Consider the following 20,661-nt stretch of genomic DNA (forward strand, 5'->3'; position numbering starts at 1 on the left):
ATATGGGAGTTAATTACGGTTTTTTAGATCAAAGTATTATTTTTCCAGGTCAAACAGCAAATGAAGTACTAATCAATACTGTTAATTTGGCAAAAGAAGCAGAAAGACTAGGATTCAATCGGTTTTGGGTTTCAGAACACCATAACTCACAAGGTATTGCGGGCTCATCCCCTGAAGTATTAGTTTCTCATATTCTAGCAAAAACAGAAAGAATTGTAGTTGGATCAGGCGGTGTCATGCTACAGCATTATAGTCCTTATAAAGTAGCCGAGAATTTTAATGTATTAGCAAATCTAGCTCCAGGAAGAGTCGAGCTTGGTATTGGAAGAGCGCCAGGTGGATTTCCAAAATCTAGTCAGGAATTACAAAAAAGTATAAAAGAACCCCAATCATTAGAAGAGAAAATAGATGAATTAGAAACATTTATATATCAAGAAGCTTCTGAGGTAAGCTCATTTGATTCACTGCAAGCATCACCACTACCTCAGATTAGAGTACCGCTATTCTTATTAGGAACGAGTGTATCAAGTGCAAAGTTTGCAGCTCAAAAAGGTTACCCTTATGCTTTTGCATTATTTATTAATAATGATCCAGCTGCAGCGAAGGAAGCCATTCAAGTTTATAATAGCTCGTTTAATCATGAAAGTGGACGGAAGCCAAAATTTATTTTAGCACTGTCTACAATTGTGACAGATACGGAAGAAGAAGCTTTAAAATTATCGATTCAATTACAAACTGTTCGCGTGACATTAGGAAACGGTCAAATTGTAAATGTAGGAACGCTCGAGCAAGCTGAAGTTTATGCAAAACAAGCCGGTCAAACTTACACTACAGAAATTCGTGATGCAGATGTGTTGAAAGGAACAAAAGATGCATTTCAAAAACGTGTATATGAATATCAAAATGAATTTGGTATTGATGAATTCATTTTTACTTCATTGATTCCAGATTATGAAAGAAGAGTGCGATCTCTTCAATTGATCAAAGAAGCATTTAGTGAAATTACAGTTTAATGAAATGATAGGAGTGGATACTCATGCAACAAGAGATACCAACAAATTTAATTGAAAAACTAATTGATATAAGAAGAAGCTTGCATGAAAATCCAGAGATAGCCTTTGAATGAATTTGAAACAACAGCAACAATTATACGTGTCCTAAAAGAAAATCACATTCGAATCATCCCTTTAGGATTACAGACTGGGGTTGTCGCAGAAATAGGTGATGCTAGTAAAGGTCCTACTATTGCGATTAGAGCAGACATCGATGCTCTTCCAATCCAAGAAGAAACTGAGCTTCCATATACTTCAAGGAACCCAGGTAAAATGCATGCGTGTGGTCATGATTTTCATACAGCTTCAATATTGGGTACGGCGATATTACTAAAGGAAATAGAAGATGAACTTCCTGGTAGAATTCTTCTAGTCTTCCAACCTGCCGAAGAAATTGGTAAAGGTGCATTGGAAATCATCAAAACAAATGTCTTAAGTGATGTTCAAGCTATTATTGGAATGCATAATAAACCAGATTTACCAGTTGGAACAGTTGGGATTAAGTCTGGACCACTGATGGCATCTGCAGATGGATTTACAGTAGAAGTAAAAGGGAAATCAAGTCATGCTGCAGTCCCAGAATCAGGATTTGATTCAATTGTAGCTGCTTCACATATGATTACATCAATTCAATCAATTGTAAGCCGGAATATTAGTCCACTCGAAAGTGCAGTTGTAAGTGTGACAAAATTTCATAGTGGAACAGCTTGGAATGTCATATCAGATAAAGCTGTTTTTAGCGGAACAGTTCGTACATTCAATCCAGAGGTAAGAAAAATAATTCAAAATAGACTGTTTGAAATGAATCAAAGTGTAGGTAATGCTTTTCAAACTGAGATTAATACAGTTTGGAAGGCCGGACCACCACCTGTTATTAATGACGAAAAATTAGCTCAAATAGCACGAGAAGTTGCAGTAGGAAATGGTCTGCATGTCGTAGAACCAAAGGTTTCAGCAGCAAGTGAGGACTTTTCCTATTATCTTGAAGATCAAGCTGGATTGTTCATCTTTTTTGGAACTTCTGGAGAATATGAATGGCATCATCCTAAATTCAATCTAGATGAGAAAGCAATCCCCTTAAGTGTGAGATTCTTCAAGGATTTTTCAATGGCTATTTTAAATAAACTCTCTAAAGATGTAATTAGTATATAGGAGGACAAAATGTATAAATTGTCAGTTGACTTAAATGAATATTTACAATTATATGAACAGATCAATCAAGTAGTTTCTGACATTCCAAAGAATCAGCTTCAATGGAAGAAAAATGAAACAGTATGGAGCATTACAGAAGTGTTAACACATTTATTAGATCATGCCTTTGTAGTGAACTTCAGATTGAGAGAAGTTTTATCAGGATCTAGTGTTCAATTACCAGCATTTAATCAAGATGAGTGGATCAAAGGTCAATATGCGAATGAAGGCAATATTACTGAATTACTAGAAACGTATCGCTCTGTATTACAGTACAATGGTCAATTACTGAGACGGTTAAAAAATGACGATTGGCAAAAAAGTGCTATTAATCCTAAAAATCAAGAAGTAACGGTAGAAGAAATTATACAAAGCTTCATCTCACATGTTTATCATCATTTAAAACAAATCAAACGCATAGCTGATGATTTCAATATTTCAGTTCAAATTGAAAGGGGAAATCACGTATGACGATCAATGGTTTGGTCATTAGGGAAAGTAAACAAGAGGAAGTAGATCAGGTGAAAAAGGTTTTAGTTGATTCATATGAGCAATATGCAACTATTTTATCTGTTGAGCAATGGGAAAACTATAAAAATAGTATTATTGACTCGACTGAAAACAGTCAAACGAAGACTAAGCTTGTCGCATTGGTTGACAATGTTATGTTGGGGGCTTGTTTTCTATTTGATTCAGCTGAAAAGGCATATGGTTTACCAGACTTAGAGATTAAATATCCGATTGTTCGATTATTAGGTGTTTCACCAAAGGCTAGAGGGTTAGGAATTGCAACTGAATTAATTCGAGCGAGCTGTAATCTAGCACAAGAATGGGGTTCAGATCGAATTGTACTTCATACATCGGATATGATGCAATCAGCTATAAAACTATATGAAAAGTTAGGGTTTAAAAGGGCAAAACAATATGAATTTATGAATGGAAAAATTCTAGTAAAAAGCTACGAATTAACTATAAATGAAACGACATTATTAACGAATTAATGGAGGGAAAGAAATGACTACACGAAAACAATTAAAGCTTGGAGCATTAGTGCATGGTGTTGGTGGAAGTATGTCTGGTTGGCGTCATCCAGAGGTGCAAACTGATGCTAGTGTCAATTTTGATTATTATCAAGAACAAGTGAAAATTGCAGAAGATGGAAAATTCGATTTAGTTTTTATTGCAGACGGATTGTATATTACTGAAAAATCGATTCCACACTTCTTAAATCGTTTTGAGCCAATTACAATCCTTTCTGCACTAGCAGCGGTGACAAAAAATATTGGGTTAGTTGGAACTTTATCCTCTACTTACAGCGAACCATTTACAGTAGCGAGACAGTTTGCTTCTATTGATCATATTAGTAATGGTCGAGCTGGATGGAATTTAGTCACTTCTCCTTTAGAAGGTTCTGCTAAAAATTATAGTAAAAACGATCACCCATCCCATGATGATCGATATAAGATTGCAGAGGAACATTTAGAAGTGACAAGAGGACTTTGGGATTCATGGGAGGATGATGCATTTATTAGAGATAAGGAATCTGGCGTATTTTTTGACCCGCAAAAACTTCACAGATTAAATCATAAAGGTAAATATTATCAAGTCGAAGGGCCACTCAATATAGGGCGTTCGAAACAAGGGCAGCCAGTTGTTTTTCAAGCAGGCTCTTCAGAAAGTGGGAAAGAGTTAGCTGGAAAGGCTGCTGATGCAGTATTTACTGGGCATGATAATATTGAAGATGCTAAACAATTTTATAAAGAAGTTAAAGAGCGAGCAGTATCATACGGAAGATCTAAAGATGATATTGCTATTTTTCCAGGAATTGCACCAATTGTAGGTCGAACACAAGAAGAAGCAGAACAAAAATATTTAGATCTGGTTAACTTAACAAGTATAGAAAATGCACTCGATTACTTAGGCAGATTCTTTGAACATCATGATTTTTCCCAATATCCTCTTGATGAACCATTCCCAGATGTAGGTGATTTAGGGAAAAATAGTTTTAGAAGTGGTACTGATAAAATTAAGAAAGAAGCGAAAGAAAAAGGTCTAACGCTTAGACAAGTGGCATTACAGGCAGCGACACCAAGAAGTGCATTTATTGGGACACCAGAAAAAATAGCGAACTTAATTCAAAAATGGTATGAACAAGAAGCAGCAGATGGATTGATGATTTATTCAGCAATACCAAGTGCTTTAAAAGATTTTACAGAGCAAGTTATTCCCTTACTGCAAGAAAGAGGAATTTTTAGAACAGAATATGAGGCATCAACATTAAGAGGGAATTTAGGTCTGAAAATACCAGAAAATCGTTACTCATCAAGCTTAGTTAGGAATTAATTCTAAATGAAACTAAATAACCCCCTTATAAAAGGTGGTATCAGTTTGAAGACAAAGTACAAAAACTAAGAGATTCAGACTGATTGAAAATGTTTGTCTTTCGAGGCGCAAAACTGGATGAGCAGCGGAGTTACCTTTAACGGTAATGAGCACCGCAAGCAGGCGAAGCAACGAAGAAAGCGAGCGTTGGCGGGCAGTCTGAAACCACCTATAAAAGGTGGTTTTTTTAAGGTTATTGTAGTCCTCTATTTATTGCTCCCCAAAAATCTGGACCTTCCATCCCAAGTGCAAAAATTGAAATACCCCCTAAATTATATTTAGTTGTATATTGAGCTTTCTTTGAAATACTTGTAGCATCATCATACCAAACCTCGTGGGTATGCCCGTTTTGGTCTTTATATCTAAAATGTAAAGAAGCTGAAGCTTTGTCTCGAATCGGAGTTGCTCCTGTGCGCTTAAGTAATTGTGGGATTTCACTTAAAGGTACTCTTCTATTTTCTTTTATTTTACGACTCGTGATATTCCAATCATTTCCGTATGCCCCTATGCCCATTAAAACTTTTTTCGAGCTCATAACTGATACAGCATAATTTAGAGAAGCGTTGATCCATGGAAGACTTGCTACTGATCCAGGAAGATTCCACCAATAACCTGTTTCATCATATGTCATTATTTGAACAAAATTCGCGCATTTTCCTAATGTTTTAAAGTCATATGCTCCTGACCAAGAGTCTGATGGATTATCCTTAATTTTTGCTGGAACAGATATCATTGTTAAAAATCCGTTTGTGGATAGTTTCTTTGATACTGCTTGAATGAATTTACTAAATAAAACTCGATCCCTTGGTGATAAAGCTTCAAAATCGATATTGACACCTTTATATTGATTCGTACGAAGTAATGACAATAAATTAGAGATGAAATTTTTTCGAATGTCTGTGTTTGATAAAATTTTATGCGCAAGGGCAGTATCCCAATCAGTTTTCCCGTAGTTTGAGACAACTGCAAATGGTTGGACTTGTTTAGAATTCGCAAGATCTACAATCTCCTTGGGTGCTGTCCCTATAACTTTACCGGTAGCATCAAACTTATATGTATCAGTTGCGATTTGATTCATAAATTTATAATTTGTTTGAAAAGAATTAGTTGAACTAGGTTTGTTTGTATAATAACCCAGAACTAGTTTTTTCGTCACAGCTGAGGGATGTTTTGGCAGAGTTGATAATGAGAAAAATATTACAGCGACAATTACCGCAAATTTACGCATCAAAGTGTCATCTCCTTAATAAGTGAGTGATAACAAAATCGAATATATGGTTTAAGAATGAATCTGCTATTATCTATCATTATTAGTTTTATCGACACCTAATATTCTGTATTAAACTGAATATTATAAATAAATCCCAATTTTGTTGATTTTATCAAATTTCTACAAACTTTTAACATCTAGTAATAGGGGATAAAGAGTAGTCGTAATTAAAAAGAAAGCTGTCAATACCAAAAATGTAAGTGCAAGTCAGGTAATTGTAATAGAAATTACATAATGATTTTCCAACCACTTAAGCGTTTTCAAATTAGGCAAAAAAAATGAATTGTCCATGAATAACCATTTTTAGATCATGTCATATAGTGTTATGTAACTTAAAGGAGGGTTTTAATTTGTTTTATAACAATGATGAATATGAATATTACCGTAGTTTATATGATTATTATTATAGAGTAGGCACAGCACCAACTTTAGTTCCACAAGCTACAATTGAAGATCAAATTAAGTTAGGAAGACTAGGTCATTGCTTTAAATTTTTTTGGGGCGGAAGAGAACATACATTTAACTTATTAGGAATAAATGCAGCTACAGGCATGGTTAATATTATGGAAAACGGTATGGCTAATATGGTTCACAAAAATGATATGGTCGGTCTACAATATTTAGGCGTACAATGTCCTCAAATGGGTCAAGGCGGAGGTATGGGTCAAGGCGGAGGTATGGGTCAAGGCGGAGGCATGGGTCAAGGCGGAGGCATGGGCCAAGGCGGAGGCATGGGTCAAGGTGGAGGTATGGGTCAAGGCGGAGGTATGGGCCAAGGTGGCGGCATGGGTCAACAATGCGGTTGGATGATGACGAACCAAGGCTGGAAATGGATCTGTAGATAATTGTTTTAGAATTAATAGATTAGTTATTTAATAAAAGGAACTATTTATTTTTGTAAATATAAAAAACATAGGATAGTTAGTACAACCATGTCTAACTATCTTTTATCATGTCAATTTTTGTTAGGACAAGTCTTTGGGATTATGATAAAGACCTAATTTTTTTAAAAAAAATAATGAAACTGCAAGAGGTTTATTCGAAACGAAGATAAAAATAAACAGCTGAAACAAAAATTGAAATGTTCGAATGTATACAAGTCATATTTAATAAAGTTTACTAAACTCCTTTATTTTCATATTTGAGAAAACAATTGAACTTGTTTTTTGAAGGGGGCTGGTAAACTTGAGAAGGAAAAAAAATGGCGCTCTGATCCTCATCTTATTTCTGTTCTTAATCATTTTTATTATCGGTAATGCTATTCGACATATTAAAATTTATATGGTATATAGTTCTGGATTAATGCCGTTTATTATTGTAGGTATTACATGTCTCATAATTATTCTGTTATTTTTTGGTGGTTCGAGACAAAGAAGATAATCCTCTGTTAAAAATTCATTTTATGTAATGTGGGAGCCTGTAAATAGGTTCTTTTTTATTTGATCATTATAAAATAAATTTATTTAAAAAATAAATTGACAATGATAATCATTATCATATAACATAATAAATGAAAATGATTATCACTTTCAACTAATTGATTTCATTTAGAAAGTGATTTTTTAAGATATAAATATGAATTTTTATATGAACCAATAGAGTTATGAAAAATGTATTAATTAGCAAAGGAGTACAACTATGGATAAAACTTTTATGATACTTGAAACATTTCAACAGGAAGTCACTTGCTGCTGTCCTGGTCAAAAGCATCAACATAAAATCGAGTTTCATGAAGGTGATATTTGGGTAATTACAAATGAACGTAAATACGTTGATTGCTTAGGATGGCATTATTTAGTAGAGAACAATAATGAATTTGAGTTTTATATTCATGTAGAAGATTTAGATATACTACATTCAAATGGAAATATTTGTTCAGCCTGGGATATAGACTTAAAGCTAAATCATTTACATTTTAAAGTTAACGAAGCGCTTGATCAAAATGATAGAGAAGGATTTATTTCCAATGCAAATAAACTCCGTTTGTTAAAAGAAATGAAATCTAAAATGATGGAAGCATATGCACAGACTATTTAAATAAAAAAGTAGATTGTAAGGAGAGAATTCACATGTCAAAAATTTTAATCGCTTTTGCTAGTATGTCTGGAAATACAGAGGAAATTGCAGAACTAATCAAAACAAGTATAGAACCTTTAGGTCATGAAATAGAAATGAAGGAAATTGAAAACATTAATACTCAAAAACTTTTAGAATACGATGGTTTTATTCTAGGTGCTTATACTTGGGGAGATGGTGAGCTTCCTTATGAGGTAGAGGACTTCTATGATGACATTGAGTCATTGGATTTAACGGGTAAAAAGGTTGCAGTATTCGGCTCAGGTGACCATGCTTATCCAAAGTTTTGTGCAGCAGTTGACATATTAGAGGAAAGATTAGTGGCATGTGGAGCGGAAATTGTGGAGCAAGGTTTAAAAGTAGAACTTGCACCAGAAACAGAAGAAGATATTGAACGTTGCGTTACATTTGCATTTAACTTTGCTGGGCGACTAGAGGGCGCAGCACTATGAATAACTTACTCAGTTCTACAGCAGTTACAAGAACTGAAGAAGGTAGTATCGTTTTAGCTACTAGTGAGAATATATTCATAGAAGAAAATGGAAAGTGGATTTGTACATTATCTTTATCAAACTACCAAATTAGAGACTTGACATGTTCAGGCGGAATCATTTATGGTGCTGGCGATAACGGTATATATATTAGAAGTACAAATGGTGGAATTGATTGGTTAGTAGAGCATTTTCCAACTAAAGCAAACGTATGGAGCATTGTTAGTAATGGAAAAGGGCTAGTAGTTGCTCATGGAGATAAAGTAATTTACATATCAACTAATTATGGAGGAACATGGAGTGTTTTATCACCTTTTGACGTTCAAAATCCCCCTTCAATTCGCTCACTTTGTTTATATGAAAAGTACTTGTTTATTGGCACCAAGATTCATCCAGAAAACGGTGGCGTATGGATGATGGATTTAACTTCTCATGAAGTAACAAAATTGCATGCAAAAACGAATCAGATGATTTCAGCTATGCTTGTTACGAATCACCAATTAGTAACGGTAAGCGGATCTTGTCGTGGGAAAGACGGTATCATTGAATTTATTTCGCTAAATGATATGAAAAGCATAACAGAAAATCAATGGAATAAATGTTATAGCAATGATGTTCAAGGTAGTTATTTAGATATAAGTGCACATAATGGTTTCTTATTTACTACTTCAAGTCAAAATGAAGCAGGATATAGTACGGTTTCTAGAGTATATTTAGAAAGTCAAAAAATCGTTCCCTGCGACTATGTAAGAGGACACGGCTGGAGAATTTGCAACGATAACGAGAATTATATAGTTGCAGCTCAAAATGAAACTAGATTTTTTGAGAAGAACTCGCAAAGAGTTTGTTAACATGAAAAAGGAAATTCACAATGATGAATTTCCTTTTTTTATTGTAGTTTATAAAAAAACAGGCTGAGTTTTATACAGTCAATATGTCTGCAATTGCATAAGTAGATTTTCGTCTCTCTTTTCGCAAACGTGCGCGTTCATGTCCTCCGAAATATAACGCATACTCCTCATCTGTAGAAGGGCGAATTTGTGGAATTGGACGGGGTTTTCCATTTTCATCTAAAGCAACGAATGTGAGAAAAGCAGTAGCAGCAAGTTGCTGTTGACCAGTTCGTAAATTCTCTGTCGTGATTTTGACGAATACCTCCATATAACGTTCATCTGTCCAACTGATAAAACTTTCTAAACAAACAGCATCAGTCGGTAATATTGGACGTAAAAATTCAACGGAATCTGTTGATACGGTCGCACATTCACATAAACAAAGCTTTGCAGCTGAAACGCTAGCAACTACATCGATTTCATACATTAAAACGCCGCCAAATAATGTATTGAAGTGATTAATTTCATTAGGAAATACTCTTTTGGTTCGAATCACTTTTGTCTCATGGCAATATTTATCCAAGGTCATTCCCCTCCATATCTCAAACTGTGAATTGTATGTCATAATTTTCTAAAAAGTCATACTCTTATTTTAGCTCGTGAGTAAACATGCGTAAACTATTAGTTTTTATAATAGACGTTTTCGCATTTAAGATGATGTCACAAAAAACAGGTGTTGGTACAATCGCACCAACACCTGTTTTTAATATCGATCGGATTCATGACCCATCGATTTCGATTTATCTACTGCATTGTCTGCTGCATGATTACTTGTATGTTTAGATCGACCACTATTCGCTTTCTCTAAGCCATCGCGAACTCTTTTTCCATAATCTGCATCAGCTTCCGTAAAATAGCCAACCATTGTTTCTTGAATATGAGGCTTACATACTTTTAAAGCGTCGACAAGGTTTGAGATTAACTCACTTTTTTCTGTTTCATCGAAAGCTCGGTAAGTATCACCTGCTTGGGCAAAATCATTTGGTCGATCAATTTTTTGACGTACTAATTTTGCGTTATAACTAGGTTCATGATCTTTGCCTTTTTTTGGTGCTTCTTTTAATCCGCCAAGAGATGAAGGCTCATAGTTCACATGTGGGTTTTGTCCGGGTGCCATGTCAACCTTATATTCCATTTGGCCGTCACGTTGGTTTGTAGCAACATGTTTCTTTGGTGAATTAACTGGTAGTTGTAAATAATTTGTTCCTACACGATAACGTTGTGTATCAGAATAAGAAAATGTACGTCCTTGCAATAGTTTATCGTCTGAAAAATCAAGTCCATCAACAAGTACACCAGTACCGAAAGCAATCTGTTCTACTTCAGCAAAATAATTCTCTGGATTTTTGTTTAGTACCATTTTTCCAACTTTTAAAAATGGAAACTTCTCTGGATCCCAAAGTTTAGTAGGATCAAGTGGGTCAAAATCAAGTTCAGGATGTTCATCATCACTCATAATTTGTACACATAATTCCCACTCTGGGAAATTTCCTTGTTCAATTGCTTCATACAAGTCTTGTGTTGCATGATTATAATTTGTTGATTGTATTTCATTTGCTTCATTTTGAAGTAGGTTTTTAATACCTTGGTTGAGCGGTTCCCAATGATACTTAATCAGGACTGCTTCTCCGTCTTTATTTACCCACTTGTATGTATTGACACCGGAGCCTTGCATTTGACGATAATTTGCAGGAATGCCCCACGGTGAAAATAAAAATGTAACCATATGAGTAGACTCAGGAGTTTGATGTAGAAAATCAAACATTCTTTCAGGATCTGGTAAGTTTGTGACTGGATCTGGTTTAAATGAATGAACCATATCTGGAAATTTTAATGGATCACGGATAAAAAATATTTTCAAATTGTTTCCGACTAAATCCCAGTTCCCATCTTCAGTATAAAATTTAACTGCAAATCCCCGAGGATCACGCAAAGTTTCTGGGGAATGTCCACCACCAACAACTGTAGAAAAGCGAACATATACAGGAGTCTGCTTGCCAGCTTCTTGAAATAATTTTGCTCTAGTATATTTAGAGATTGTTTCCTCACCGACTTTACCATAAGCCTCAAAGTAACCACTTGCACCCGCACCTCGTGCATGTACAACTCTTTCGGGAATACGCTCTCGGTCAAAATGAGAGATCTTTTCCAAAAAATCATAGTTTTCTAATGTTGTGGGACCTCTATTCCCAACAGTTCTAACATTTTGATTATCAGTAATTGGATGTCCTTGACGATTAGTTAATATGTCTTCTTCTTTGTGCTGATTGTCCATTTGTATGCCTCCAATAAACAAATTCAGTTTAGATTGTCCATATATTGGAAGGTGTATACAAATATTCCCTGTTAGTTTCAGTGTATTTTTACCAATTGAGCTCCCTTTATTTTCATACGAATAGCTTAAGAATGTTTACATTTTCGAAACATCTGATGACTTAATTTGAAACAACATTGCCATATGATATAGCTATCAAAGGAAAGGAGAATACACACATCCTAGAGAAAATCAGAGAATTTCCTTATTTAATTGCAACAATGATAACGAAAATATTAAGTATTAATGGAGGAATATTATATGAAACATAAATTATTAAAAGCATTTGTTTCTACAGTCGCTTTAACTAGTGCGATTACATTTTCAGGTAGTGGGGTAATAACTTCTCAAAAGGTAAGTGCAGCCGTAATAGATGCACCAATTAGTGTGTATGAGGTTACTGCTAGTAAGTTGAATGTTCGTTCTGCACCAAGTACAAACTCAAAAATTGTTGATTCACTAAGAAAAAATGATCAAATAGAAATTGTTAAATATACAAACTCAAACTGGGCTCAGATCAAAACAACTACAACTAAAAGTGGCGTGGCATATGTTAGTACAAAGTATTTAGCAAAAGTACAATCAATTATTAAAACGAAAGCGAATCTAAATTTACGTACAGGTCCAAGTACAAAATACAAAGTATTAACTGTTATACCTAAAGGTGCAAATGTAAGTTTCTTAGGATATGCCAAAAGTAAAACGACCGTAAATACTGGGTGGGCAATCGTAACATACAAAGGCTATAAAGGATATGCAAGCACAGCTTATTTAGATATGAAGTAAAGAAGAAAGTAATGCTTAAACAAGGTTAAAAACTGAATAAATAAACGGCAACTAATTTAAGATTAGTTGCCATTTTTTATTTACACCGGAAGTGTTTCGTAAGCTAGTTTTCTTATAATCTCTTCATGCTCGGAATATTGTTCTAATAATTCATTTTGAGTAAATAACTCAAAGTCTTCAAATGCAAATCCAGGGGATACCATACATCCAACTAGAGAGAATGTATTTTGTTCCATTACAGAAGAACCGAAGATGGAATTTTTTGGAACTAAATATTGAGGAACTTCTCCGTTTTCTAGATTTAAACCTAATTTAATTTCTTCATACTGTCCGTTTTCATGGATTACATGGATCGTGAGAGCACTTCCAGCATGAAAATACCATAACTCATCAGATTTTAAACGGTGAAAATGAGAAACATCCTCCGATTTTAATAAGAAATAAATGCTAGTGTATAGTAAGCGATTACCATTGTATTGTACAGATAACTCGCGATCAGTAATTTGTTCGGTTGATTGATATGTAGATTTGTAATAGCCTCCTTCAGGATGTGAGGCCAAATCCAATTTTGAAATCCAGTACTCAGGTTGATGATTCATCTTGAAATCAAGTCCTTTCATATATAAAGTATTCACTTATTTATCATAATACCTGAGCAATTGATTGTTAAGCAATGTAACCATAATACAATTGAATGTAGCCCATAAATAGTACGTACTTACCTTGTATATATAAAATAGTCGACTTTGATGATATAGACTAATAAATTTGTTTTGCCCTTAATAAAATGAACTAATGATTCATAATTAGGGGGGAGACGATGGACAATTTCATCCAAACTGCTACATACGAGCATGCCTTTTGGTTACAAGTATTAAGAGACCACTCACAATTTATTTTAGATGGATTGGCTGAAAAGGAAAAAGAGGAGATACAGCAAGCAAAAGCGTTTAAAAATGCATTTAACGAGTTACTCAACCGTTTGAACACGGGAAGTAATATTGATGAAATTACCAACGTTGCAGAAGAAACTACTTTAGCATTGAGAAATTTTAAATTGTCTTTATTACAGAAGCAATTAACGTCGGAAATTACAATCCATTTAAGTCAGACATTTATCAATCATATGGTAAATGAACTAGAAGAATATATATTAATTCTTTCATATTTAAAACAAAATCAAACTCCACCTGTCTTCCATGAATTACATCATCATTTATTGTGGGTATTAGATGCTGCTGGTCATGCAAGCATTATTTCTGATACACTTGATGCTGTTGAAAAAAAATTAAAGAAAAAAAGTGATAAGTTTGCAACTCATTTTGAACACTTCTATCTAAAAGCAGTTGAACTGACAGGTTATTTACGAACAAATTTAATGAGTTTCCCTGCACTAAGAAAAATGAATGATGATATAAAATTAGAAATAGAACTTTTCCAAGTATTTTTAAATGAATTAGAGGAACTAGAAATATCTCATGAAGTACTCGGGACATTCTCGGCTTTAATGGCTGATCACATGATGAGAGAAGAAATGTACTATTTAAAAAAGTTAGCCCAGTCAACAAATGCCGGTACTAATATGGAATAAAAGAAAAAAACACCTAAAAAAATTAGGTGTTTTTTCATTAGTATTATCATTTTATAGGACATAACTACTTGTTTTGTAGTTCTTTTTTACTAAGAAAAGGAGAGCGGTGAGCATACTATTAAAAATACTTCTCATAATTTTCCCAATATACAATTGATTAAGGATAGCTTACATTATAGTTAACAAAAGAATTATGGAGAGTAAGAAATATGTTTAAAAAAGGAATTTTATTGATTGTTGCAATTTCAACTTTATTTTTAATTATTCATGAGACAATTTTGACAAAAGAAGAAAAACCACAGGTGAAATTTGTACTAGCTGATAAAGCGATTCCTTATAAAATAACAAACTATTCTTGGGGAAAAGTTCTAAATAAAGATAAACTAATCATGAAAGATACATATAGCAGTGTGAAAGGGACAGAAGGAACCTCTGCATTTATGGGAGAATATGTTCATATTCATTTTTCAGATCGCCCTGAAAATGTTGAAATTTTGGAATATAAAAAACATAAAAAAAGTTATATTTATGATAAAAATACAAATGATTATCAAGGTTATGCTTTTCAGATCGATTCACAGAAGGGTGAGCGGGTTTTTGAGGTAAGAGGGATTTGGAAAGGAAATAATTATGTTACTTATATCATAAAGTTAAAAGTGAGCTAATTATTTTTTTACGATAATCCTTGGTTGATGTAAACTTCATTTTTGGAAGTAGGGATGATATGAGGAATGAAACATTGTATTTTAATGAGAACTTCTTTTCTACAGGAATTACAGATATATATAATGAAGCAAAAGAAAAAGTAGGGAAACTTGATTTGAAAAGTATGTTTTCATCTGGAGTGGATGTACTTGACTTACAAGGAAATATTATTGCGAGTGGTAAATTCCCATTTTTAAGCTCAAAGTGGAAGATTAGTAATCAATCGAGTCAGGAGATTGGCTCTTTAAGAGGAAGGTTTTCTTTATTTTCTAAGAAATATGAGTATGATGCTTATGGTAAAAAAACTTTTTATATTAAAGCAGGTGGATTTTCCAAGCTGTACGAAGTGTTTAAAGATGAAACGACATTAGTATGTAAATTCGAGAAAATTAGTGGCTTTTTTTCCTCACCTGTATTTCGATTAGAAAGCTTCACAAGTGAGCTTTCACCAGAAGAACTAATCCTAATTGTCATGGGTGTTCATGCTATTCAAAGACGAAATAACAGCGGTACTAACAGTGCATCGGCAACAATGTGATTTAAAATCCTTGTAATATAAAAAGGATATTGTTTATGAGTTAACGACATGTTTGAGATATAGTTACCTTCTAAAATAGTTTTCTTTTTTCATTTTTTATAATAGAATGAGAATATACGTTCTATTATTGGGAGTTTACTATGGAGGATTTTTAAAGATGTTAGATGGAGTAGAATTACAGCATTATAAAACTGAATTTTTTGAATCGTTAAGCGAGTTTAGTTTACCGGATGAGCAAAAACAATTTACTTCATTACCGGTAACCATGTTAGATTCTTCAGATGGACGGCATCCAATCGTTATCTTAAGTGAGTCTCGTCCAGTTGGGTTCTTTATATTACATTCTAGTTCGAGGGTTCAAGATTATACTGATAATACTAGTGCAATGTTACTGACATCATTTTCGATTGACCATAAGCAACAAGGAAATGGGTATGCAAAAAAAGGATTACTTCAAATCGAACATTTTGTTAGTGAATTTTTTCAACACTGCAATGAGATTGTTTTAGCAGTGAATCATAAAAATATTGCTGCTCAAAAAGTATATGAAAAGGTTGGTTATCATGATACGGGTAGAAGAAAAATTGGTGCAATTGGTGAACAATTTATTTATAGCTATACCTTACATAGAAATAAGTCATGATTGAATAGATAACATCTAAAAAGCTCTTGTTGGAGCTTTTTTTTCATTCGTATAAAAAAATAAAAGCTAAAGTATCACATTATACGTCTAATATATGTGGGATGTGGAGGTGCAAAAAATGATTCAGTTAGTAAAGGAAGCACAACAAGGAAATGACCATGCATTTTTAAAACTGTTCCAAGAATATGAGAACGATATTTATCGAACAGCATTTGTTTATGTGAAAAACCAAGAAGACGCTTTAGATGTAGTCCAAGAAACTGCGTATCGTGCATTTAAATCAATCAAAAACTTAAAGGAACCAAAATATTTAAAAACTTGGATTATAAAAATTGCCATCAGTTGTTCAATTGACGTATTACGAAAACAAAAAAAAGTAGTTGAATTAAAACAAGAAGTTGAAAAAGTACTTTCGAGTAAGGATGAAAAGGATATATCTCTTTCAATGACCTTAGATGATCTAATCCAATTATTAAATGAAACTGAAAAGAAAGTAATTATATTAAGGTATTATTTTGATTTTACAATTAAAGAAGTTTCGGAGACTTTAAACATTCCACTTGGTACGGCAAAGACAATTTTATACAGAGGATTAAATAAACTTCGAAAAGAATTGAATGGAGATGAAATGTATGAGCGATAAAATCAAACAAGAAATGAATCGAATACCAATTCCGAATGAACTTCATGAAAGAGCTATTGTTGGTGTAAAGAAAGCGAAAAGTGATATAAAAAAACGTAAAAATTATTTATATAAAGTTGTTCCATTAGCTGTTAGTATTGCTTTTCTATCGATTGGTGGATATAGCGTTTGGAATGCTAATCATCAATCATATGAAAGTCAGAAAATAGTATTTAGTTTGAAAGAATTTGATAAAAGCGGAGTTACTATACCTGCCATTGAATTACCTAAAAGTGGAGAAACGGCAAAAATGATGCCTTTATTTGTATATAAAGGAAGAATATATACACAATCATCTACAAAAATTGATCCACAACACGTAACAAATTTGTTAGGTGAAAAGCTTGGGAAAACGAAAGTTGGTCTTGATGAATGGAGTAATCAAGATGAATATGCAGTAGAATTCGCTTCATCAATTGGAGAAGTAGATGTTTATTCAGTAAAAGGATATCAACAAGAGTTTAGATTAATGACCTATGATGTAAGCAGTGGATATGCTGAAGTTTATGAAAGTTTAAATGGTGTGACAATTAGTAGCGGAAGTGAAATCGTAGAGAAATTACATTTGAAGAATATTGAAAAGGCAAAATCGAGAACATACGATGACTGGAATAATAGTACTGAAAAATATACAGAGATAAATGATAAAGCATTATTACATTCTTTTGTAAATGCATTAAATGATTCAATACCTTATTTAAGAGAAGATGTTGAAGCTAAGTTAGGAAACTTTCAAAATAATGAACAATATAAGGAGTTAACAATTTCTCTAACTGATGGAACGAATGTAACATTATGGGCTGTAAAAGATGGTTATATTAGTTACGGCAATGCGCTATATTTCAAAATAGATCAAAAAATATTAATGAACCTGTGGAATCAAATGAATTAGTAAAGAATAAGGACTAAAAATATAATTGATAATCTATCACTTTAAAAAACATCCTGACAATCTGTCGGATGTTTTTTGTTTTACATTTGATAGAATGGATTATAATGATATAGATTCATTCGTTTATATTCGTGAAAAATTTTAAAAATAAGGTATAATATAAGGTGGATTATTTGTTAATGTATTAATAGATTGAGGTAACTCTATTGAAATAAAGCATTAGCAAATTACTTAATAAATTTGATTTATGTTGAAAGAGAGTGGAACAAGATGGGGCGTAAATGGAATAATATTAAAGAAAAAAAAGCTTCAAAAGATGCTAATACAAGCCGTATTTATGCAAAATTTGGTCGTGAAATATATGTAGCTGCAAAACAAGGTGAACCAGACCCAGAATCAAACCAAGCGTTAAAAGTTGTACTTGAACGTGCAAAAACGTATAGCGTACCAAAAACAATTATCGATCGTGCTATTGAAAAAGCAAAGGGTGGTTCAGAAGAGAATTTCGATGAATTACGTTATGAAGGTTTTGGACCAAATGGTTCAATGGTAATTGTTGATGCATTAACAAATAATGTGAATCGTACAGCTGCTGAAGTGCGTGCGGCATTCAGTAAAAAATGGTGGTAATTTAGGTGTAACTGGTTCAGTTTCTTATATGTTCGATGCAACAGCAGTAATTGGTCTTGAAGGGAAAACAGCTGACGAAGTACTTGAAATTTTAATGGAAGCTGATGTAGACGTTCGTGATATTTTAGAAGAAGATGATGCAGTAATTGTGTATGCAGACCAAGATCAATTCTATGCAATTCAAGAAGCATTCAAGAATGTAGGTATTACAGAATTTACAGTAGCAGAATTAACAATGCTTGCTCAAAATGATGTAACATTACCAGAAGACGGTCAAATAAAGTTTGAAAAAATGCTAGATGTACTTGAAGATATTGAAGATGTTCAACGTGTTTACCATAATGTAGACTTAGGAGAATAATTGAAAAGTAGACCTTTTTAAGGGTCTACTTTTTTTACGAATTCAGGTCTGTATACATGTAATCGTTTTTGAAAGTGTAAAACATGATAATATTTAGACTTTTGCTTTATACATTGTAATGTTACACCCTTTATTTAAGATGGGATTTAATTCATTTGAAATTTACTGGAGTGAATAATATGGGATTTAATTCATTTGAAACATTAAAGTTAATACCTTATGAAGAAAAATACAGAAATGCAATTGCAAATTATGATTTACCTAAAGAACAGGCAATCTATACTTCATATCCAATTGAAGCATTAGAGCAAATTGAATGTGAACAAGAACTACCAGTGTTGATCTTACTGGAAAATGATGTTATAGGTTTTTTTATTTTAGACGGACGAACTAAAGGTAATCTCTATACCAATAATAAGAATGCTATTGTTTTTAAGTCTTTTTCGATTGATCAAAGATTTCAAGGAAGAAAACTTGGAGAGCAATCAATAAATATATTATCTAGTTTTACGAAAAAAATGATGGCTAATAAAAATGAAATTATATTAACAGTACATCATACGAATATACCTGCAATCCATTTATATAGAAAATGTGGTTTTATTGACAAAGGAATTAGGTATTCTGGTGAACATGGTGACGAATTAGTTTTTCATTATGAAATATAATTTGCGTTAAAAATTCAGAAAATTGGATAAAATAAATTTAGAAAAGCCATTGAACATTAATAAATTTTAATGTAATATAGGAAAGTACGTTCTATTAAGGAACGTTAGTTCTTGTTTTTAGCATAAACTGTAAATATTTACATATGTTATTTTGATTAGAAAAATAAAATGATTATGGAGAGGTAAAAAATGACTACTAGTACTTCTAATCCTTCGATGGCATCATTATTAAAAAATCGTTTTGTCCAGACGATTCTGTCAGCAGGTTTGTTCATTCAAATAGGGATATGGATTCGTAATTTTGCCATATTATTATTTGTTATGGAAAAAACGGATGGTGATGCAACAGCAATATCTCTTATTTCAGTTGCTGAATTTGCACCGATTTTTATTTTTTCTTTTATCGGTGGAACTTTTGCAGATCGATGGCGACCAAAGCGTACGATGATTTGGTGTGACCTTTTAAGTGCAGCATCAATTTTTGTTATATTACTTGCACTACTAAATGGTACTTGGAAATTCGTATTTTTTGCTACTTTGGTGTCGGCAATTTTGTCGCAGTTTTCACAGCCTTCAAGCATGAAATTATTTAAAGTACATGTTCCTGGAGAACAAATGCAAGCTGGTATGTCTATATTTCAAACGATGATGGCAATTTTTATGATTTTAGGTCCAGTATTGGGTACTTTTGTTTATCAACAATCAGGTATTTATATTTCAATGGGAATCGTAGGAATTGCATTTTTATTATCAGCACTTGTTTTAACGAAACTACCAAAAGATGAAGTTCAAGAAAAAGCTGAGGAAACAACTTCATTATGGGAAGAAATGAAGTTAGGCTTTCAGTATGTGTGGTCACGTAAGGTTTTGGTAATTTTAGGCGGCGTATTTACAGCTGCAGGATTAGGTTTAGGTTTTATTCATCCTTTAGCTATATTCTTAGTTACTGAAAGATTAGGTTTAGATAAGGACTATTTACAATGGTTATTTGCTGCAAATGGGGCTGCCATGATTATTGGTGGGGGAGTCATAATGGTTATTTCAAATAAACTTGCTCCACATGTTTTATTATTGCTTGGTATGTCTGTTACAGCCATCGGTATTTTTGTAATGGGTTGGTCAGAATTTTTCTGGATCACTTTAGTCGCTGAATTCTTTATGGGATTATTTATGCCAGCATTACATATTGGTATTAATACAATCATCCTAAAAAACACAGATGAGAAGTTTGTTGGTAGAGTAAACGGAATTTTAACCCCATTATTTATGGGCTCTATGGTTATTACAATGAGTTTATCCGGTGTTCTAAAAGAACAGTTCTCATTATTCTCTATCTATCAATTCTCAGCTTTACTATTTGTGTTGGGTATACTGATTATGATACCGATGTTTAAAATAATGAAACATGTTACTACTGTTGAAGTAAAATCATAAAGCAAAGAAAAACCGATTACCAATAGGTAGTCGGTTTCTTTAATATTGATTTTGCATTTTTA

At 33.1% G+C, this 20,661-nt stretch carries 21 protein-coding genes and 3 pseudogenes; 20 read left to right on the forward strand and 4 right to left on the reverse strand.

All coding sequences use genetic code 11. From position 1 onward, the window contains the following. The first annotated feature begins 2 nt into the window (after positions 1–2). The 5 genes and pseudogenes from ABID96_RS04185 to ABID96_RS04205 all read left to right on the forward strand — a co-directional run bounded on the left by ABID96_RS04185 (position 3) and on the right by ABID96_RS04205 (position 4,586). Positions 3–1,013, forward strand: coding sequence for an LLM class flavin-dependent oxidoreductase (locus ABID96_RS04185; protein ID WP_192600956.1), 1,011 nt, complete (start codon positions 3–5; stop codon positions 1,011–1,013). Between the two features lie 23 nt (positions 1,014–1,036). Then, positions 1,037–2,204, forward strand: a pseudogene (locus tag ABID96_RS04190) (amidohydrolase). A gap of 9 nt (positions 2,205–2,213) precedes the next feature. Continuing rightward, entirely contained in the window at positions 2,214–2,714 is a 501-nt protein-coding gene (locus ABID96_RS04195; RefSeq protein ID WP_192600958.1) for a DinB family protein, read from the forward strand. Beyond that, the gene (locus ABID96_RS04200) at positions 2,711–3,244 is read left to right on the forward strand and encodes a GNAT family N-acetyltransferase (protein ID WP_192600959.1); all 534 of its coding nucleotides are present in this window, start codon (positions 2,711–2,713) and stop codon (positions 3,242–3,244) included. Before ABID96_RS04195 ends, ABID96_RS04200 begins: the two co-directional genes overlap by 4 nt. A gap of 13 nt (positions 3,245–3,257) precedes the next feature. Then, positions 3,258–4,586 carry an LLM class flavin-dependent oxidoreductase gene (locus tag ABID96_RS04205; RefSeq protein WP_192600960.1) on the forward strand — a complete coding sequence of 443 codons (1,329 nt, stop codon included), beginning with the start codon at positions 3,258–3,260 and terminating at the stop codon, positions 4,584–4,586. Between the two features lie 232 nt (positions 4,587–4,818). On the opposite strand, the gene ABID96_RS04210 is transcribed toward ABID96_RS04205, so the two are convergent. Continuing rightward, positions 4,819–5,853: a glycosyl hydrolase family 18 protein gene (locus ABID96_RS04210; RefSeq protein ID WP_377897027.1), complete on the reverse strand. Its 1,035-nt coding sequence runs from the start codon at positions 5,851–5,853 to the stop codon at positions 4,819–4,821. Between the two features lie 392 nt (positions 5,854–6,245). Between ABID96_RS04210 and ABID96_RS04215 the strand changes: the two genes are divergently transcribed. From ABID96_RS04215 to ABID96_RS04235, 5 genes are all read left to right on the forward strand, one after another. Continuing rightward, positions 6,246–6,740 (forward strand): hypothetical protein, encoded by a 495-nt coding sequence (locus ABID96_RS04215; RefSeq protein WP_192600962.1) that lies wholly within the window; start codon positions 6,246–6,248, stop codon positions 6,738–6,740. Between the two features lie 340 nt (positions 6,741–7,080). Beyond that, a complete protein-coding gene (locus ABID96_RS04220; protein WP_192600963.1) occupies positions 7,081–7,275 on the forward strand; it encodes a hypothetical protein in 195 nt (64 codons plus the stop codon). A 258-nt stretch (positions 7,276–7,533) separates the two neighbouring features. Next, positions 7,534–7,932: a hypothetical protein gene (locus ABID96_RS04225; protein ID WP_192600964.1), complete on the forward strand. Its 399-nt coding sequence runs from the start codon at positions 7,534–7,536 to the stop codon at positions 7,930–7,932. Between the two features lie 32 nt (positions 7,933–7,964). Further along, a complete protein-coding gene (locus ABID96_RS04230) occupies positions 7,965–8,423 on the forward strand; it encodes a flavodoxin (RefSeq protein ID WP_192600965.1) in 459 nt (152 codons plus the stop codon). Then, positions 8,420–9,313: a WD40/YVTN/BNR-like repeat-containing protein gene (locus tag ABID96_RS04235; protein ID WP_192600966.1), complete on the forward strand. Its 894-nt coding sequence runs from the start codon at positions 8,420–8,422 to the stop codon at positions 9,311–9,313. Before ABID96_RS04230 ends, ABID96_RS04235 begins: the two co-directional genes overlap by 4 nt. A gap of 70 nt (positions 9,314–9,383) precedes the next feature. On the opposite strand, the gene ABID96_RS04240 is transcribed toward ABID96_RS04235, so the two are convergent. Then, the gene (locus ABID96_RS04240) at positions 9,384–9,878 is read right to left on the reverse strand and encodes an acyl-CoA thioesterase (RefSeq protein WP_371870384.1); all 495 of its coding nucleotides are present in this window, start codon (positions 9,876–9,878) and stop codon (positions 9,384–9,386) included. 180 nt (positions 9,879–10,058) lie between these two features. Then, positions 10,059–11,621: pseudogene (locus tag ABID96_RS04245) on the reverse strand (catalase); the annotation flags it as partial. Positions 11,622–11,930: 309 nt separating this feature from the next. Here ABID96_RS04245 and ABID96_RS04250 point away from each other — a divergent pair. After that, complete coding sequence (locus tag ABID96_RS04250; RefSeq protein WP_192600968.1) at positions 11,931–12,455, forward strand: SH3 domain-containing protein; 525 nt, start codon at positions 11,931–11,933, stop codon at positions 12,453–12,455. A gap of 80 nt (positions 12,456–12,535) precedes the next feature. Here the strand turns inward: ABID96_RS04250 and ABID96_RS04255 are convergent, their stop codons facing one another. Further along, entirely contained in the window at positions 12,536–13,054 is a 519-nt protein-coding gene (locus ABID96_RS04255; protein ID WP_088000394.1) for a cupin domain-containing protein, read from the reverse strand. Positions 13,055–13,275: 221 nt separating this feature from the next. Between ABID96_RS04255 and ABID96_RS04260 the strand changes: the two genes are divergently transcribed. From ABID96_RS04260 to ABID96_RS04300, 9 genes and pseudogenes are all read left to right on the forward strand, one after another. Continuing rightward, positions 13,276–14,046, forward strand: a complete 771-nt coding sequence (locus ABID96_RS04260; protein ID WP_192600969.1) for a DUF2935 domain-containing protein — start codon at positions 13,276–13,278, stop codon at positions 14,044–14,046. A 209-nt stretch (positions 14,047–14,255) separates the two neighbouring features. Further along, on the forward strand, positions 14,256–14,711 hold the full coding sequence (locus tag ABID96_RS04265) for a hypothetical protein (RefSeq protein ID WP_192600970.1): 456 nt from the start codon (positions 14,256–14,258) through the stop codon (positions 14,709–14,711). 59 nt (positions 14,712–14,770) lie between these two features. After that, the gene (locus ABID96_RS04270; protein WP_192600971.1) at positions 14,771–15,289 is read left to right on the forward strand and encodes an LURP-one-related family protein; all 519 of its coding nucleotides are present in this window, start codon (positions 14,771–14,773) and stop codon (positions 15,287–15,289) included. 157 nt (positions 15,290–15,446) lie between these two features. Beyond that, positions 15,447–15,932, forward strand: coding sequence for a GNAT family N-acetyltransferase (locus ABID96_RS04275; protein WP_192600972.1), 486 nt, complete (start codon positions 15,447–15,449; stop codon positions 15,930–15,932). A 118-nt stretch (positions 15,933–16,050) separates the two neighbouring features. Then, positions 16,051–16,575, forward strand: coding sequence for a sigma-70 family RNA polymerase sigma factor (locus ABID96_RS04280; protein ID WP_192600973.1), 525 nt, complete (start codon positions 16,051–16,053; stop codon positions 16,573–16,575). Beyond that, positions 16,565–17,506, forward strand: coding sequence for a hypothetical protein (locus ABID96_RS04285; RefSeq protein WP_192600974.1), 942 nt, complete (start codon positions 16,565–16,567; stop codon positions 17,504–17,506). Before ABID96_RS04280 ends, ABID96_RS04285 begins: the two co-directional genes overlap by 11 nt. A 270-nt stretch (positions 17,507–17,776) precedes the next feature. Then, positions 17,777–18,497, forward strand: a pseudogene (locus tag ABID96_RS04290) (YebC/PmpR family DNA-binding transcriptional regulator). 179 nt (positions 18,498–18,676) lie between these two features. Further along, positions 18,677–19,165: a GNAT family N-acetyltransferase gene (locus ABID96_RS04295; RefSeq protein WP_192600976.1), complete on the forward strand. Its 489-nt coding sequence runs from the start codon at positions 18,677–18,679 to the stop codon at positions 19,163–19,165. A 189-nt stretch (positions 19,166–19,354) separates the two neighbouring features. Beyond that, positions 19,355–20,599 carry an MFS transporter gene (locus tag ABID96_RS04300; protein ID WP_192600977.1) on the forward strand — a complete coding sequence of 415 codons (1,245 nt, stop codon included), beginning with the start codon at positions 19,355–19,357 and terminating at the stop codon, positions 20,597–20,599. Positions 20,600–20,661: the final 62 nt, after the last annotated feature.

The sequence above is a fragment of the Gottfriedia sp. OAE603 genome (genome assembly GCF_040543965.1).
In the GTDB taxonomy this organism is placed as follows: Bacteria; Bacillota; Bacilli; order Bacillales; family Bacillaceae_G; genus Gottfriedia; species Gottfriedia solisilvae.